14 protein-coding genes are annotated in these 17,145 nt (G+C 71.3%); 7 read left to right on the top strand and 7 right to left on the bottom strand.

Translation table 11 applies throughout. The features are described 5' to 3' along the window. Positions 1–55: 55 nt before the first annotated feature. The 3 genes from AQI95_RS34685 to AQI95_RS34695 are packed head-to-tail and all read left to right on the top strand — an operon-like array spanning position 56 to position 4,082. Positions 56–943, top strand: coding sequence for an HAD family hydrolase (locus tag AQI95_RS34685; RefSeq protein ID WP_079071715.1), 888 nt, complete (start codon positions 56–58; stop codon positions 941–943). Next, positions 943–2,124, top strand: coding sequence for a glycogen synthase (gene glgA, locus AQI95_RS34690; protein ID WP_067133448.1), 1,182 nt, complete (start codon positions 943–945; stop codon positions 2,122–2,124). Before AQI95_RS34685 ends, glgA begins: the two co-directional genes overlap by 1 nt. Then, positions 2,121–4,082 carry a glycogen/starch synthase gene (locus tag AQI95_RS34695; RefSeq protein WP_067133451.1) on the top strand — a complete coding sequence of 654 codons (1,962 nt, stop codon included), beginning with the start codon at positions 2,121–2,123 and terminating at the stop codon, positions 4,080–4,082. Before glgA ends, AQI95_RS34695 begins: the two co-directional genes overlap by 4 nt. Here the strand turns inward: AQI95_RS34695 and malQ are convergent. From malQ to AQI95_RS34730, 7 genes are read right to left on the bottom strand one after another with little or no spacing between them, the layout of a single operon-like run. Continuing rightward, complete coding sequence (gene malQ / locus AQI95_RS34700) at positions 4,040–6,238, bottom strand: 4-alpha-glucanotransferase (protein ID WP_067133454.1); 2,199 nt, start codon at positions 6,236–6,238, stop codon at positions 4,040–4,042. The two genes, AQI95_RS34695 and malQ, sit on opposite strands and share 43 nt — an antisense overlap. Positions 6,239–6,290: 52 nt before the next feature. Next, the gene (locus AQI95_RS34705; RefSeq protein WP_067133456.1) at positions 6,291–7,346 is read right to left on the bottom strand and encodes a C45 family autoproteolytic acyltransferase/hydrolase; all 1,056 of its coding nucleotides are present in this window, start codon (positions 7,344–7,346) and stop codon (positions 6,291–6,293) included. Positions 7,347–7,349: 3 nt separating this feature from the next. Next, complete coding sequence (locus AQI95_RS34710) at positions 7,350–7,961, bottom strand: GNAT family N-acetyltransferase (protein WP_067133459.1); 612 nt, start codon at positions 7,959–7,961, stop codon at positions 7,350–7,352. Positions 7,962–8,003: 42 nt separating this feature from the next. Next, complete coding sequence (locus AQI95_RS34715; protein ID WP_067133462.1) at positions 8,004–9,530, bottom strand: AMP-binding protein; 1,527 nt, start codon at positions 9,528–9,530, stop codon at positions 8,004–8,006. Further along, positions 9,527–11,521 (bottom strand): class I tRNA ligase family protein, encoded by a 1,995-nt coding sequence (locus AQI95_RS34720; protein WP_067133465.1) that lies wholly within the window; start codon positions 11,519–11,521, stop codon positions 9,527–9,529. The genes AQI95_RS34715 and AQI95_RS34720 overlap by 4 nt, the downstream gene beginning before the upstream one ends. Beyond that, entirely contained in the window at positions 11,518–12,630 is a 1,113-nt protein-coding gene (locus AQI95_RS34725) for an NAD(P)/FAD-dependent oxidoreductase (protein ID WP_079071716.1), read from the bottom strand. Before AQI95_RS34725 ends, AQI95_RS34720 begins: the two co-directional genes overlap by 4 nt. Next, positions 12,618–13,934 (bottom strand): lysine N(6)-hydroxylase/L-ornithine N(5)-oxygenase family protein, encoded by a 1,317-nt coding sequence (locus AQI95_RS34730; RefSeq protein ID WP_067133468.1) that lies wholly within the window; start codon positions 13,932–13,934, stop codon positions 12,618–12,620. Before AQI95_RS34730 ends, AQI95_RS34725 begins: the two co-directional genes overlap by 13 nt. A 280-nt stretch (positions 13,935–14,214) precedes the next feature. Here AQI95_RS34730 and AQI95_RS34735 point away from each other — a divergent pair, with 280 nt between their 5' ends. From AQI95_RS34735 to AQI95_RS34750, 4 genes are read left to right on the top strand one after another with little or no spacing between them, the layout of a single operon-like run. Continuing rightward, on the top strand, positions 14,215–14,508 hold the full coding sequence (locus tag AQI95_RS34735; protein ID WP_067133470.1) for an acyl carrier protein: 294 nt from the start codon (positions 14,215–14,217) through the stop codon (positions 14,506–14,508). Between the two features lie 29 nt (positions 14,509–14,537). Next, positions 14,538–15,212, top strand: coding sequence for a hypothetical protein (locus AQI95_RS34740; RefSeq protein ID WP_067133473.1), 675 nt, complete (start codon positions 14,538–14,540; stop codon positions 15,210–15,212). Next, positions 15,209–16,363, top strand: coding sequence for an acyl-CoA dehydrogenase family protein (locus AQI95_RS34745; RefSeq protein ID WP_067133476.1), 1,155 nt, complete (start codon positions 15,209–15,211; stop codon positions 16,361–16,363). The genes AQI95_RS34740 and AQI95_RS34745 overlap by 4 nt, the downstream gene beginning before the upstream one ends. Positions 16,364–16,404: 41 nt before the next feature. After that, entirely contained in the window at positions 16,405–17,112 is a 708-nt protein-coding gene (locus AQI95_RS34750; RefSeq protein WP_067133479.1) for a 4'-phosphopantetheinyl transferase superfamily protein, read from the top strand. The last annotated feature ends 33 nt before the right edge of the window (positions 17,113–17,145 follow it).

The following is a 17,145-nucleotide window of genomic DNA, read 5'->3' on the forward strand; positions in this document are numbered from 1 at the left end:
AACCCCGCGCGGGGGAACGGGCCCTTGGGGCCGCTCCCGCCAGGAAGGCTCAGCGATGTACGACACCACTCACCGGGCCGGCGCGCCCCTCACGACGGTCCCCCCTCGTGGCACCTCGCACGGTCCCGGCCCCCGCTACCGCCTGGTGGCCACGGACCTGGACGGCACGCTCCTGCGGGGCGACGCGACGGTGTCACCCCGCACCCTCGGCGCGCTGCGCCGGGCGAAGGCAGCCGGTGCGGAGCATGTCATCGTCACGGGCCGCCCGGCTCGCGGCTGTCTCCCCTTCTTCACCGCCCTGGCCTACACGGGCCTTGCCGTGTGCGGCCAGGGCGCCCAGATATACGACGCGGGCCGGGGGAGGCTGCTCTGCGGCACCGTCCTCGACAGGCCGGCGGCTCAGGCCACCCTGCGCCGCCTGACGGCCCGCGTGGGGCAGCTCGATCTGGCCGTGGTCACCTCGGGAGAAGAAGCGGAGTTCGTCGTCTGCGACGGGTTCTGCCGAGGCGACGAGCGTGAGCTCGCCCCGTACCGCACGGCCGACCGCGCCCGGCTGTGGGAGCGCCCCGTCGACAAGGTGCTGCTGCGCCACCGCACCCTGAGCGACAACGCTCTGACGCGAGCCGCGCTGGAGTGCGCCGAACCAGGCCTCACGGTGGTCCATGCCGGGCCGCGCATCGTGGAGCTGCTGCCGGCCGGCTTCGACAAGGCGACCGGCCTGGCACAGGTGGCCCGGTCCCTCGGACTCACCGCCGGCGACGTGATCGCCTTCGGTGACATGCCCAACGACATCCCCCTGCTGCGCTGGGCGGGCCACGCGGTGGCGATGGCCAACGGCCATCCGGATCTGAAGGCCGTGGCCGACGAGATCGCACCCGCCAATGACGACGACGGCGTGGCAGAGGTCCTCGAGCGGATTCTCGACATAGGAGTCCTTCCCTGATGCGCGTGGACTTGCTCACCCGTGAGTACCCGCCCTTCGTGTACGGCGGAGCCGGCGTACACGTGGGTCAACTCACCCAACACCTGCGGAACTTGGTGGACCTGCGGGTCCACTGCTACGGCGAGAGCCACACCGAGGCGGGAGTCGTCACGCACCAGGTCACCGAGAGCCTGGTGGACGCCAACTCCGCGCTGAAGGCCATGGCCGTGAATCTGTCCATGTCCGACGCGGTACGGGGCACGTCCGTGGTGCACAGTCACACCTGGTACGCGAACTTCGCCGGGCACCTGGCCAAGGTCCTGCACGACGTCCCGCACGTGGCCACCGCGCACAGCCTGGAGCCCATGCGCCCGTGGAAGGCCGAACAGCTCTCCGGCGGGTACCGGCTGTCCTCGTTCATGGAGGAGACGGCCTTCGTGGGCGCCGATCGCATCATCGCCGTCTCCCAGGCGATGGCCGACGACATCGTCCAGACGTATCCGCGGGTCGACCCGGGCCGTGTCTCGGTGGTGCACAACGGCATCGACGCCGACGAATTCGCGCCCGACCACGAGACCACGTACCTCGAAGAGTTCGGGATCTCTCCCGACCGGCCCGTCATCGCCTGTGTCGCCCGCATCACCAGGCAGAAGGGATTGGGCCATCTGCTGCGGGCAGCCGAGCACTTCACCCGCGACGCCCAGCTCGTCATCGTCGCCCAGGCGTCGGACACACCCGAGCAGCGGCGCCGGTTCGGTCTGGAGGTGGCCCGGCTGCGCGGCAGCGGCAGACAGGTCACGTGGATCGGCGGCGACTTCCCGCGTCAGGCCCTGCGCCAGCTGATGACGCTGGCCCGGGTGTTCGTCTGCCCTTCCATCTACGAGCCGATGGGCATCGTCAACCTCGAGGCGATGGCCTGCGGCACCGCTGTCGTGGCCACCGCGACGGGCGGCATCCCCGAAGTCGTCGTACAGGGAGAGACCGGACTGCTGGTTCCCCTGGAAGCGGGCAGTGACGGAAACGGGGAACCGGAGGTGCCCGAGGTGTTCGCCAAGGAGATCGCCGCCCGCGTGAACCACCTGATCGACGACCCGGCCACGGCGAGGCGGCTCGGGAGCGCCGGCCGGGAACGGGTCGTCGCCCGCTTCTCCTGGCCTTCCGTGGCCGAGCAGGTCCGGCGTGTCTACGAGGCCGTCGCGTGAGGGGTCCGCTGCACGCCGAGCCCTTCGACCCGGCCGTCGACGTCATCGGCTTCGCCTACGAGGCCTGCTCCTTCGACCCGCGGCTGATGCGCAGTGGCACCGCCTCCCTGGTGTGGAACTCCGCACGCTCCCTGGCCCGCGCAGGACACCGCGTCAGCATCGTCACCCCCGCTCACGGGCACGGGGACTACCTGCGGCAGCGGTACGGGGCGAGGGAGTCCGGCCATGCCGACACCCACACGCTCGCGCTGCGCCTCGATCCGGCGATGTGGCCCCGCTTCCCTGACGCCCCGGCCCCCCGGCTCACCACGCGAGCGCTGCACGTCCGCAAGGACGACATCGACCTGTACTTCCTGTCCGACGAATACCTCGACGCCTATCCGAACACGTTCTATCCGGTCCCGGCCGACGAAGGCCGGCACCTTCGGTTCTGCAAGCCCCTGGCCTTCCAGCTGGGCGGCATCAGGTTCGTCCGGGCCCACTTCCCCGACCGGCGCGCTGTGATCCATGCGCACGAGCCCCTGTTCCACTACCTCCTGCCGGCCGCGTTCGCCGACGACCCCCGCAAGCGCGTGGTCAGTGCGGTCGCCACCAACCACCCGGTGAACACAGGCGTCTACCGGCCTCAGGTGAGTGCGGCTCTCCAGTCCCTGGGGGTCGATCTGGATCTCGACCAGTACACGGACCCGCCGGAGGGCGAAGGGGTCCTGGAGACCGCGATGCGGGCCCACCTGGCCGCCACACGGCTGGACCACCCGCACCGCCACGACCGGCACATCAGCTTCTTCTCACTGGTCGGCGACCACGCCGACGGCATCGACTTCCTGTGCGAAGGCCAGCGGGCGTTCTACACCGGGTTCGAAGCCACCCCCTTCACACCCCGGTACCGGCAGCTGACCGTCGCTCGTGTCACGGCGCGCAACGCCCACAAAGCGTTCGTGGGCGGATGCGCGGTCTCCGACACCTGGCTGGCCCGGGACGAACGGGCCGTCGACCGCGAAGGGGTGCTGAGCAGCCTCGGGCTGGACCCCGCGCTGCCGGTCTTCTACCACGCCGCACGCTACGACGTGCACCACAAGGGCCAGCTGGAGATGGTCCGCGCCATCGAGCACGTGCTCAGCAGCGGGCGCCGCGCGAGCTTCCTGCTGCGCTGCGTCACTGCCTCCGGGGCCGACCCGTACTTCCAGCAGGTCGCGGACGCCTATCCCGGGCACCTGCACCTGGCCTGGGACATGGTGGACGAGGACACCCTGTTCGAACAGGCCTGCGTCGCCGACTACTGCGTCTTCCCCTCCAAGTACGAACTCGACACGTTCCTCCTCGCCCAAGGCGAAGCCATGGCCTGCGGCGCGGTGCCCATCGCCACGGCCCAGTACGGCACCAGCCACTTCGGGCACGCCTACGACATCCGTGAGCCGAACGCGACCGGCTTCGCCGTCGACCGATCCTTCGAGGAGGACGACGCCCTGCTCACCGAGGCTCTCATCGACCGCATGAACCAGGCGATCGATCTCTTCACCGGCGAACCGGAGGAATACGCGCGGCTGTCGCGCAATGCGCGGCGCACCGCACGCCTGTTGACCTGGGAGCGCAGCGCCGCACAGCGTGGTGCGCACTTCCGCGCGTTGATCGCCCCCCACGCCGCCCCGCCGCCACGGCGGGCCGACCCGCTCCCCCGGCCGCAGGCCGCGCCGGCGGTCCAGGCGGCCATGGGCGTGCACACCGGATCCTGGAGCATCTCGCTGCAGTCCGCGGACGCCCGGCGGGTGACGGCGTTCGTCCCCGGGCACACGGCGGACGCCGCCCCCCTCGCCCATGCCCTGCGGCCCACCGGCGACGGCTTCGTCGGAACGTACCCCGGCGAAGCCCCCGCAGAAGGTCTGGCCCTGCTGATCGCCTTGCCGCGCGGCCGATATCACTGGGAAGTCGTGACACCCGCCGGCTCGGCGCACCCCTGAGCGCGCGGCCGCGCGAAGCAGTCGTCGCGTCCGACCCGGTCCGGCGGGCCGGACGAATCACCATGCAGCAGCCCGGCCAGCCGCTCCGCACCCGCCGCGGCCGCCACCTCCTCCAGCGGGACCGGTCTGCCGTCGCCGTCGGCGATCGGGTACTGCCAGTTGGGGTGCTCGTCGAAGGTGCCGGGCAGGTTCTGTGCCCGCACATCGCCCACCGTGTCCGGCAGCCACACACCAAGCAGACGCGCCGGGGTGTGTGCCAGGTAGGCGTGCAAGGCCTCGGCGTCCGACAGAGCGCACGGATCCTCGCCCGCCGATGCGGGCGTGCGCACGCGGGCACGCTGCAGCTCCTCCCCCCACTGGGCGATCTCGTGCTCGGCGGCGCGCCGCTCCCGCTCAAGGGGCCCCTTCAGCATGCCCAGCCGATGGCGCAGTGCCAGGTCGCTGCCGCTCAGCCGGGCGGCTGTGCTGGGCAGGTCGTGCGTGGTGAGGGTCGCCAGGCATGCGGCGCGCCAGTGCTCCGCTGCCAGCGGGCGTCCGCTCGCGTCCTTCTCGAACCAGAGCACCGAGGTTCCCAGCACGCCACGACCGGCCAGTTCCTCGCGCACGCCGTCCTCGACGGTGCCCAGGTCCTCTCCGATCACCTGCACACCCGCGCGACGGGCCTCCAGGGCCAGTACGGCGAGCATCGCCTCATGGTCGTAACGGACGTACGCGCCCTCGCTCAGCGGACGGCCCCGCGGCACCCACCACAGGCGGAACAGCCCCAGCACATGGTCCATCCGCACGGCTCCCGCATGCCGCATCACGCCGCGCAGCATTTCGGCGAACGGGGCGTAGCCGGCCTCGGCGAGGCGGTCGGGCCGCCATGGCGGCTGTTGCCAGTCCTGCCCCTGCGCGGTGAAGGCGTCCGGTGGTGCGCCGACCGTGACGTCCGGTGCGAAGAACTCCCGGAACATCCATGTGTCGGCGCCGCCGGGGTGCGCGCCGACCGCCAGGTCGTGCACGATCCCGACACCCATACCGGCGTCCTTCGCCACGCTCTGCGCCGTCCGCAGCTGCTCGTCGACCGCCCACGCCAGCCAGCGATGGAACTCCACCTCGGCCGTCAGGTCGCGGCGAGCCTTCTCCACCGCGGCGCCCCGGGGATCGCGGAGCTGCGCGGGCCACTCGCGCCAGTCCGCTCCGTGCCGCTCGGCCAGCGCGCAGAACGTCGCGAAGTCGATGAGCCGCTGCCCCTCTCTGCGCGTGAACTGCTCGTACGCGGCCTGGCGTCCGGGCCCGCGCGGTACGCGATGGATCAGGGCGAGGGCCTCCTGTTTGACGGCCCACACCGCGTCACGGTCGATCAGGGCGCCGCCGGTGAGCACCCGCGCCCGCAAGTCCGCGCCGGCGTCGACCAGTTCGGCGGCCCGGAGCCGATCGGCACCCCGGAGGTAGGCGAACTCCGTCACCGCCTCCACGCGCAGGTGCACGGGGTCGGGGTAGCGGCGGGAGGAGGGCCAGTACGGCGAGTGGCCGGCCGTGGCGGCGGGCAGCATCGTGTGCAGCGGGTTGACCAGTACGAACCCCGCTTCGAGGCTTCGCCCCGACCACCCGGCGATGTCCGCCAGGTCGGCGAGGTCCCCCATGCCCCAGGACCGCTCGGAGAGCGCCGAGTACAGCTGCACGGTGAAGCCCCAGGTCCGATCGGGCAGGGCACCGATCCGGTCGGGGGCCGAGATGAGCGGTGCCGTGGCGGTCCTCTCCCCCGTCCGCAGGTGCAGGGTGTGGTAGCCGGGCGTGAGCGCGGTGGGCAGGGTGCGCTTCCCGGGGGCCGTTCCGGGGCCGGGGACCTCACGTCGTCCGCCGTCCTCCAGCTCGATCCACACCTGCGCCGCGTCGTCGGCGTCCAGTGTCGTCCGGTGGCCGGGCCTCACCACGACGCACGGCGGGAGCAGGCGCCGTGCCCGCGCCTGTCGAGCGTGCTCCAGCGCGGTGCGCACGAGCGCCGGGGTACCGGCGTCCACGTCCAGTGCGGCGAGCACGTCGGTCAAAGTCGTGGCGGGCACGGAGACACGACGGCCGTCCCATGTCGTGTAGGAGGTGTCGACACCGTGCAAGCGGGCGAGTGCGGCCAGGTCGTCCGACGGGGTGGGAGAGCTGCTGGCATCGGTCACGGAGGTACTCCACGTGGGCGGGGAAGGGGGGACGGCACGGACCCGGTCGTGGTCAGCGCAGCGCGAACACCTGGGTGGGATGGCGGGAGGGGTCGCCGGGTCGCAGGTGCAGTTCGCCGCGCGAGGGGAACATCACGGCGGCGGCGACCGTGCGCTCCCGCCTGATGTCGCCGTTGTCGGCGACACACAGCGGTGGTGCCGACAGGACGCCGAAATGGTCTTCCGCCGATGCGTCGGCGGGCAGCGTGGCCAGCCGCATCCGGCACGCTTCCAGCCGTTTGACCGAGGAGCGGCGGGCGAAGACGTTGACCTCGTCGTGCGGCGCGAGATCCGGGTGCAGGAAGTGGTTGGTGTGCAAGGTCTGCGGGCCGTCACAAAAGCGCCATCGCCCCTCCAGGTGCTCGGCCCAGACGGCCCGACTGCTGTCGCACAGGGTCAGGGAGCGCGAGCTGGCCAGCGGCAGGGTCTGCAGCAGCGCGACAGCCTCGTCCACGGTGCCGGCGCGATCGAGCAGGTGCCGGACGGCCAGGTAGGGAGGTACTCCGGGCCGCCAGGTCCCGCCGAGGACGAGGTTGATCCCGACGGCCAGTCCGGAGCTGTTCAGACCGAGGTAGCCGAGCAGTCCCCCGAAGCTGAGCAGCAGGACCCGGCGGCGGGATCCGGTGGGGGCGACGTCCAGCACGGTGATCTGGTCGTCGAGGTCGCCGTTGAGGTCGACGGTCTGAGCCAGCACGGGCCGTCCCCCCGCCGCTGTGCCGGAGCGGGCATATGTGGTGCAGTCGCCCATGGTCGGCACCTTGCGGTAGCCCATGATTTCGCGGCGCAGCTGCAGCAGATACGCCTCGGCGAGGCTCAGGCCGGCTCCTTCGGCCAGCCCCTCGATCTCTCGCGCGATGTCGGGCACCGCGTCCTCGATCGCCGTGCGGTACGCGGCGATCGTCGGGGACAGCTCGGCCGCGGTGACCGGCCTGGGCAGGATGTGGTTCAGCCGGCACAGGGCGTCGTGGAGGAAGGCTCGCAGGGCGGGTGCGCGCTCGCGGCCGTGCGCCCGGCCGAGGTCGAAGGGAGCGCCTTCGGCCCGTATCCGGGGGAGCGACTCCGTGGGCACGGTTCACGCCGCCGGGGCGTCGGCGGGCTCGACGCCCGTGAGCAGTCGTTCCTTGACGCCGGGCCACTCGGCGCGCAGGACGCTGTAGAAGATGGCGTCGCGGCGACGGCCGCCGGGCATGAAGTTGAAGCTGCGCAGCGTGCCCTCTTCGACGGCGCCGATGTTGCGCAGTCCGCGTCGCGCCTGCTCGTTGAGGATGTCGGTCTTGAATTCGACGCGTTCGGCGCCGAGCACCTCCATGGCGTGCCGCAGCAGAAGGTACTTGGCCCACCGGTTGACGCCCTTGCCCCGGAAGTCCCGGCCGAGCCAGGACCAGCCGATCTCCAGGCGCCGGTCGGCCTCGGCCATGTTGCCGAAGCTCATGCTGCCGGCGGCACGGCCGGTGCTCTTGTCGACGACGACGAACACCACGCGCCGTCCGGCGCGCTGGTCGGCGAGTGCCGCGTCGAAGAAGGCGTGGTAGTCCTCGCTGGTGTCGACCCGGCTGACGAAGTAGCGCCAGATGTCCGGGTCGAGCGCCACCGCGTGCAGCGCCTCGCGGTCCTGCTCGGTGACGGGACGCAGGCGGACGTGCTCGTTCTCCAGCGTCGTGGCCGCGGAATCGTTCCAGTTCATGTCGGTGGCCCCTGTGGGTGTGTGGTGACGGCTCGGGCGTGGTCAGGCGGTGAGACCGTGCGCGCGGTCCTGGAGTTCGGCCGCGAAGGCCGTGCGGATCTTGTGGCGCAGCGGCTTGTACTGGGAGGACAGCAGACCGTTGTCGACGGAGAAGGGCTCCGGGGCCACGACGGCCCGGCTGATGCGCTCATGGCGTGCGCCCAGCGCGTTGACCGCCTTGAGGTGTGCGGTCACGGCTGCTTCGTGCGCGCTGCCCGGGGCGGGTGAGACGACGGCCACGAGTTCGCCGCCGCCGGGGCTGAAGAGCACGCACTCGTCTATCGCCGGGCTCTGCCGCATCCGGTCCTCGATGGGCCGCACCGCGACGTTGCGTCCGTTGTCGAGCGCGATGACGTCGTCGGCACGGCCGGTGATGTACAGGAACCCGTCGGCGTCGAGGTGTCCGACGTCCCCGGTTCTGACCGTCGCGTCGGGCGCGAAGACCCGCTCGGACGCCCCCGGGTCGGCATAGCTGTAGCGCCGGTTGACGGGGAAGTCGCTGCGCACGCTGATGTTGCCGTGCTCGTCCAGCAGGACGGTCTTCCCGGTCACGACCTGCCCGACACTGCCCTCCCGGGCGGCGCCGGGGCGGTTCTTGGTGACGATGCAGGTCTCGTTCATCCCGTAGCCCTCGTAGATGGGCAGCGCGCAGGACGTGAAGAAGCGCAGCATGGCGCGACCGGCCGGGGCCGATCCCGTCCACAGGTAGCGGATGCGCCCGCCGAACAGACGCCGCGCCGCCTGACGCAGCGCCTGCGCACGCTCCTCCTCGGCCACGTCCGTCGTCTGCGCCTCGATGTGCCGTTTGGCCAACTCGTAGAAGGCGGGTACGCCCATGACCACGGTGGGCCGGGTGCGCCGCAGCGCCGGCAGGGCCGATCCGTAGGAGCTGATGGTGAGGTCGTGTCCGAAGCCCAGCGCCGAGTACAGCCAGTAGCGCTGCTGCAGGAGTGACAGCGGCAGGAAGACGAACAGCTCGTCGTCGTGACCGTGCGCGAACATCTCCTGGACCGCGTTCAGTGAGCTGTCGATACTGCCCGCCGTGGCGGCAAGTCCCTTGGGCGTGCCGGTGCTGCCCGAGGTGAACTTGAGCGTCGTCTCGTCGTCCGGCCCGTACGACACCGGCGGCAGGTCACCCGAGATGTCGTCGAAGGCCAGTCGGCGGGCCTGCGCCATGGGCAGCACCCTGGGGTCGGGGCCGTCCTCGTCGCTGAACAGCAGCTTCAGGCCGTAGTTGTCCAGAAGGCTTCGGTCCGGGGTGAACTTTCCCGCTTCGAAGCCCGCCGTCATCACTCCGAGCCGCAGGGCCGCCAGGTCCAGCAGCACCCACTCGAGCGAGTTGCGGGCCAGGATGCCGATGCGGTCTCCGCGTCGAAGACCCCGGCGCCGCAGCTGCAGGGCGAGGCGGCCCGCCAGGTCGTACAGCTCCTCCAGGGCGTAGGTCTCGGTGGGGCCGGCACCGCGGAAGGAGATGTGGTGTCCGGGCTCGGGGGGCCCGGAGACGATCCGGTTGAGAACTGACCGTGTCATGCCGCGTCGGCCCCCTGCAGCCGCACCGGAGTGAAGAACACCGTCTCACTCAGGTCGACGGGCGTGCCGGGCTCCAGCAGCCGCACCGTCCGGGGCCACTGGAGCGGCTCGGGGTCGCCGAGGGCGAGAGCCAGCTTCTTCGCGAACCGGGGTACGACCGGTGCGGCGCACTGGGCCAGCAGCCGCGCCGCGGCCAGTTCCAGGGCCATGGTGGTCCGTGCCTCGCTGCTCCAGCGCTCGATGCCCGAGGCAGAGCCTTCCTCGCGGCTGAAGCGAACGGCGTCCTGGACCAGGCCGTGCAGTTCCTCGGCGGCCTGGTTGAGCGAGAACCCGTCCGGGCCGAGGGCCGTGGTCAGGGCGCGGCGCCGGGTCTCCAGACGGTTCAGGAACGCCGAGTGCTCGGGGCGCCACATCCCGGCGTCGGGTGCGGTGCCGTCGTACTCCTTGGCCACGCGCTCCCCCACCTGGTTCAGCCACTGCTGCCAGGTGCCGATCAGGTCCGCTTCGACCAGGGCGGTGAAGGAGGCGGACCGGAAGTCGCTGCGGCGGCCCTCCGGGCGGGTGCGGGCGAGGAAGTACCGTACGGCGTCCACGGAGTCCTCGGTGAGGATGTCCTTGCCCCAGATCGCGTGGCGGCGGCTGGTGGAGAACTTGCTGCCCTCGAGCAGGTAGAACTCGTTGACGTGGTAGTCGATGTCCGCCTTCCACCCGGGATGGGCGAGCCTGTACAGCGCGGGGTACAGGACCGAGTGGTAGAAGCTGTTGTCGTAACCGAAGAAGTGGACGATCTTCCAGTCGTCCTCGGGCGTCCGTGCCTTCCAGGGGCGGTCGAGACGGCGCCCCAGCGACTGGATGCCGTGCAGGAACCCGTAGGCCATCTCCGGCCACACCCAGATCGACTGCGCCGGCACATCGGTCTGGGAGGGCTGCACCCCCCAGGTGGAGGGGTGGGTGACGGCCACGTCGTGGCGGCCTCGCCGGAAGACGCGGTGGGCCAGCTCCCGCAGTCGCGCCGGTACGCGACCGAGCCCGTGGTGGGCCTCGATGTCCGCCCGGTGCTCGTGCAGAGGCAGCATGTACCGCGTGACGGTCCCCGTCGTCGGTGTGCGGCCGTCGGTCGCGGCCACCGGGTCGCTCAGGTCGACGACGGAGTTGGGCTCGCCGCACTCCTCGCAGATGTTGCCGCTGGTGCCGCTGGAGCAGGTCGGGCACACACCGGTGACGTCGACCTCGTACAGATAGCGTCCGGAGGCGTCGAACAGCGCCGGCGCCTGCTCGGCGGTGATTCCTCCCGAGGCCACGAGCTGGGAGAAGAAGTCCCGAAGGCCGTCGCGGTAGTCGTCGCCCTCGGCATGGGTCGCCGTGTACTGGTCCGGTTCGATGTCCATCAGCCTCAGCGTGGCGGCGATCTCCGCGCTGTAGTGGGCGGCCGTGTCGGCCGGCTCATGGCCGTCACGGCGGGCGGCCGCCTCGACATAGCTCTGGTAGTCGTCGCTGCCGGTCAGGTGCCAGGCCTGTGCCCCGTTCATCCGCTGGAACCTGACGTAGGCGTCTGCCCCCAGGTAGGGCCCGGACAGGTGGCCGAGGTGAAGATCGCCGTTGGGGGTGGGAGGTGTGGAGAAGACGAACTGGGGGCGGTCCGTGAGCCGGTCCGCCCGCGTAGAGGCTCCGGCGGCGCGTTCGGCGTCGCGCCAGTACAGGGTGAGGAAGACCAGATCCTCCTCGCCCGTGTTCTGCAGGACGTGCGTCTCGAACGGCTCGAAAACGATCATCGAGCCGGCGGCGACCTCCCGCCGCCGGCCGTCGACGACGACGTCGCCGCTGCCGGCGGTGACGACGAACACCTCGGTCTCGTCGTGCCGGTCGGGGTCCGACGCCCGGCCGGGGGCGACGCGGCCCCATCCGGCGCCCACTCCGGCGCCTTCGATGCCTGCCATCTCGATGCCGAGTGCGGCACGCAGGGCAGCCGTGTCGTAGGTGCTGATGATCACGGGTGACTCCTCGGAACAGTCGTAGGGCACAGCAGCCGGGCCGCGTCCGCGGCGATGGCCGGTGCGAGCCGGTATCCGGAGCCGTTGGCCGCCCCGGCGAAGATCACGTTCATGAAGTCGTCGACGGGCCGCACCACAGGGACCCGGTCGGGGCTGTAGGCGTCGCAGAAGACGCGGCCCGTGGTGCACAGCGGCACCAGCTCGGGGGCGAACCGGTCCAGTACGGACCGTGCTTCGGCGAGCTCCACCGGTGTCAGACAGTGATCCGTCCCGTCGGGCCGGACGTCCCACTGTGCGCACGTGTAGCTGAAGAGCCAGTGGCCGCGGTGGTGGACGGGCAGCAGGAAGGCGTCGTCGTCCTCGAAGACGACCGCCCCGTCCGTCGGGCGTGGCCGACGCTCGACATGGAGCGCCACGACCTTCTTGACCCGCAGTCCCAGACCGGCGGTCCACGGCTGCCAGGCCGTCTCCTTCAGCCAGGGACCGGGCGCGAGGAGCACCTTGGACGCCGTCAGCGTGGCGCCCGAACTCAGGGCGAGGCCGACGCCGTCGGGGCGGGAGTCGACGGTGACGACCCGGGTGCCCTCCAGGAACCGCACCGCGGGGCGCAGTTGTGCGGCGAGGCACTGGGTCAGGGCGTGCACATCCGCGTACTGGCCGCCGTCCACCTGCCAGGCACCGCTGCCCTCGGGCAGGTGGACGCGGCCGGCCGGTCCGTGGGGGAGCCGGTCCGTGCGGTGCAGTGTGCCGGGCAGATAGTGCTCCGCCAGCCGGTCGGCCCCGGCGGTGGCGGCGACAACCGTCGTGTCCAGCCCGAAGATGGGCAGAGCCGGGTCCTCCTCCTTCAGCGTGCGGTAGTAGCGCTCGCTGTGCTCGGCCATGGCTCGCACGGCAGCCGAGGAACCGCGGGGGAAGTGCAGGCCCGCCGACCGTCTGCTCGCACCGGCGGCGACCGCGTCGCGCTCGATGACGGCGATCGAGGCGCCGGGGAAGCGGGCGAGTGTCTCGCGCGCCGTCACACAGCCGAGGATGCCCGCGCCGACAATGGCGACGTCGACGTGGTCCGCCGCCGTGCGCCGCGCCCGGTCCGTCCCCGTCAGGCCGCCCATGACGCCTCCGCAGGGGTCTTGGCGGACCACTCGATGAAGGACGGCCGCTGCTCGTCGGAGCGGGTCCCTCGCAGCCGGTCCGCGATGCGCTGGCTGCGGTAGGCGTTGAGGCTCAGATTGGGGTCGGCCAGCCCGCGCTGTCCGCGCGTGGCATTCTGCACGAAGATCTTTCGTTCGGCCGGCCCGTCCCAGCGCACCGCGTAGCCGTCGTCGACGCGCAGTTCCTCGCCCTCGTGCTCCAGCCGGCCGGCGAGGGGATGAAGGAACGACATGTCGGCGGGCCTGAACCCGGTGGCCCAGACGACGACGTCGGCGTCGACGAGTTCCTGCTGGTCCGGCTGGTCGTGGTGGGCGAGGGACAGCTCCCATCCCCGGGCGTCCGCGCCGGCCACCGCCTCCACCGACCGGTTGGGATACAACGCGAAGCGGTCGGTGGCCTCCTGGACGAACCGCAGGACGTACAACCGCTGGTAGATCTCGCGCAGCGTGCTCTCGGAGATGCCGTCGCTGGAGAGGACCATGTCGTGGTTGAAGGCCTCGCGCACCGAGCGCTCCTGCCGGAAGAAGTGCTCGGAGTGGCACGGCATGTAGAAGTCGTTGGTGAAGGGCGAGTCGTCGATGGGGAAGAAGTTGGCCCGGCGCGACACCCAGGTCACCCGGCGGGGCATCTGGGTGCCGGTACGGGACAGCAGGTCCAGCACCGCCTCCGCACCCGACTGGCCGCCGCCCACGACACACACACGCTTGCCCCCCAGGGCACCGTCGCGCCGGACGAAGTCGTTGACGTGGAACTGGGTGCGCGCCGAGGCGGAGGCTTGGGGAGGCAGCCAAGGCCGCGTCCCGACACCTACGGCGAGGTTGTCGGCGCGAACCGTGCGCCGGTTCGTGCGCACCACGAACTCGGTGTCGAAACCGACCGATCGGACCTCTTCACCGAAGGCGATGTTGGGGTTCCGCTCGCTCGCCCACCTCATGTAGTTGCGGAACTCCTGCCGGGGCAGCGCGTCGAACTGGGCGTTCAGGAAGTGGTAGATCTTCCCCTGGTCGTGCAGATAGGCCAGGAAGGAGAAGGGGTTCGTCGGCTCGGCCAGGGTGACGAGGTCCTTGAACAGCGACACCTGAAGGGACGTTCCGGGAATCTGCTGTCCCTCGTGCCAGCCGAACTCGGCCTTCTTCTCGAAGAAGATGTTGCGCACCCCACGGTGCCCGTGCAGCAGGGAGGCAAGACTCAGGTTGGCCGGACCGACGCCGATGCCGACGCAAGTGTAGTGCGGGTCTTTTCGTTCGGTCGCATTGCGTGCCATAGCCGGAGTTCGCCCTTCTGAACCGAGAGACACGGGAGGAGAACCTCGTGGGCGAGCTGCCTCGCCACACCTGCGGCCCCTGAAGGTAGGTGTGCAGGTTCTGCCCCATCCTTCGACGTGCGGCGCCCGCAGCGGCAGCCCCTCCTTCGGGTATGCCTGCCGCGCCAGGGCCCAACGGGCGCCCATTGGCGCCTTGGCCGCCGTCCGGCCGACGGCAAGCCTGTTCCTCAGCACGCCGCCGCATCTCGACGCCGGCGCAACGAGGAAGGACTCGGTACACATGGACGGTGCCAAGGTGCTCTCGGAGACGACACCGGACGCGACCGCGGGGCGCGACATCACCCGTGAGGTGATCCGGTCGGTGGCCGCCATGACCAGGCGGCGGCCCGAGGACATCACCGGGGCGACCCGCTTCCACCAGGACCTGGACTTCGACTCCACCAACGTCCTGGAACTGCTGATGCGTCTGGAAGCCGATCTGGACATCGAGTTCGACCCCGACACGTTCGGCACCAGCGCCTTCGAGACGGTCGACAGCCTGGCCGCGCACGTACGCACGGTCTTCGGCGCCTGACCGCCGCCGCGACACAGGAAGGCGAAGGCATGCTCCCGCTCCCGGCCGAGCCGCACCCACGGCTCCCCCTGCGCGACACCGCCCGGTGCGAGGGACCGCGCTCCGCGCTCCTGGCCTTTCACCGACAGGCCGGGCCCCACACGCTTGTCTGCGGACCGGCAGGCCATGTCCTCGCCCCCCAGGAGCTGGTCGCCGACGCCACCCAGGTCACTATGGCCGGGCGGACGAGTGCGCGGGTCCCGGCCCGTGAACGCGATCTCACCTCCGCGCTGCTGGCCCGGCTCGGACTGGCCGCCTTCCACTTCCCTCACCCGCAGCACGCGGACCGCTGCGCCGACGATGCCGTCCTGTGGCTGCGGCTCGGCCTGACCCAGCACCTGATGGGGGCTGTGCTGGCCCATCTCGGCGAGCGCACCGTCGGCGACACGGCGCTCCTCCGGCAGCCCACGACCAAGAGCGCACTGGCCGAGGTGGCCGTCGCGCTCCTGGAGGCGGAGAGCGGCCTGCGCGACGCTGCGGCCGACGGCCCGGACGACACCACGCTGCGCCTGCTGCACCGGCAGTTGACCACCTCGGACGAAGCGCTGCTGAAACTGCTCGGCGCGAACGGGCTGACCGCCGCCGGTCCCGGCGCCACCGCCTATGTCTCCCAGGTCCTGGCCGACCTCTACGCTCCCCCTCTCCCTTCACCGGAGGCAGCGTGACCCGCCTCGAACACCGTCTTCGCGTCCTGCAGCAGTACGTCCGTGACGAGGCGCCCGCGCTGCGAGCCGCCGCACAGGAACTGGATGGACACCCCGATGGTTCGACTCTGTACCCGCAGGTTCCGCTACTGGATCGCCTCGCAACGCTGCAGATCCCACGCCGGTACGCGCAGGATCCCCTGGTGATCGAAGGCCATGAGTACTTCCTCACCTCCGCCGTCGAACGGGTGGTCTTCCATGAGGAGGCCTCCGCCCACGGTGACGCGGCCCTGCTCCTGTCGGCACCCGGCTCGCTGACCGCGGGCATGCTCGTCGCCGCCCTGGGCGACGACGCCCAGCAGCGCATGTTCTTCGACCGAGTACGGGCGCGTCCCACCTGGACCTTCCTCGCCATGACCGAGCCCCAGGGCGGCTCCGACGCGGCCAACCTGCGCACGACGCTCACCCCCTGCGACGACGGCTTCCGGCTCAACGGCACCAAACGCTTCATCGGCAACGCCCACCGTGCCCCGCTCGGGGTCGTCACCGCTCGGACCGGCCCGGGCCCGCTGGGTATCCGGTGCGCCATCGTGGACACCTCCCACCCCACGTGCAGCGCCGGGCCCCTCGCGACACTCGGCATGCGGGGGGCGCTGGGCACCCTGGACTTCCGCGACGTCCCCGTGCCGGAAGCGCATCTGCTGGGCCGGCACCTCTCCCCCACACGCCGCGGGATGTGGGGCTGGCTGCACGCCTTCAACCCCCTGCGCTGCGTGGCGGCGGCCATGGGCGTGGGCATCGCCCGCGCCGCCCATTCCTACGCCCGGCAGCACCTGCCGCAGCGCCATGACGCTCTTCGGCGACGCCTCGACACGCTCGGTGCCCGCATCCGGGGCGTGCAGAGTCTGACCAGGCACGCCGCGACAGCCGTCGATGCCGACCCCGCGAACGCCCATCTGCCCGCAGCGGCCAAGACCGCCGCCGCCGGACTGGCCGTCGAGGCCACGTCCACCGCGCTGCGTCTGCTGGGCCCCGCAGCCCGGCTGGAGCATCCGCTGCTCGACAAGTGGGCCCGCGACGCCTTCGGCATCGAGTGCATGGAGGGCACCTCCCACGTCCAGGCGATGACCGTGTTCAGCGCCCTCGCCCGCACCGACACCGCGCTTCGGTGAACCGGCCGACTCACCCGGGGCCCGGGGAGGAGGACACCGTCATGGACATCGAGGGGCGCACAGATGCCGTACATCTGTGGTACATCGCTCTCGACGCACTGTCCTGCGGCGCTGACCGGCACCTGAACAGGGCACTCGGCCCCGAAGAGCGCGACCGCCGTGCCACGTACCCCGACCCCCGCAGCCGCGCCCGTTTCACCGCGGCCCACGGCGCCCTGCGTATCCTGCTGGGCCACTTCCTCGGCATACCGGCCGCCGAGGTGCGCATGCGGTGCGGCCCGCTGGGCAAGCCCGCGCTGCCGCCGGACGGTCCGCCCGTCCACTTCAGCCTCTCCCACACCCGCGGCCACGCCGTTGCGGCGGTGTCGGTCGGCCGAGAGGTCGGTGTCGACCTCGACCAGCCCAGGAACGGTTTCCCGCTGGAAGCCTTCGCCTGCCGCTACTTTCCCCCTGTGGAACGCGACTTGGTGCTCGGCGCACCCCGCGGGGAGCGTCAGCGCCTCTTCCTCACCCTGTGGACTCGCAAGGAAGCACTGGTCAAAGCCGCGGGAGCGGGCATAGCCGTGGGAGTGCGCCAGCAGGTCGGCGCGACCGGCGACACGGCGGTGGTGCGGGCGACCCATCCACGGATGCGGGGCACCTGGCACATCCAGGACCTCGACCCGCCCGTCGGCGTCGGCGCCGTCGCCCTCGCACACCGCCGCCCCTATCGCGTCATCACCCACGACTGGGCCACCGACCGTCCCTGAACCGTCCCTGAACCGTTCGTGCCCCGACAGGGC

This window comes from Streptomyces yokosukanensis (assembly GCF_001514035.1).
In the GTDB taxonomy this organism is placed as follows: Bacteria; Actinomycetota; Actinomycetes; order Streptomycetales; family Streptomycetaceae; genus Streptomyces; species Streptomyces yokosukanensis.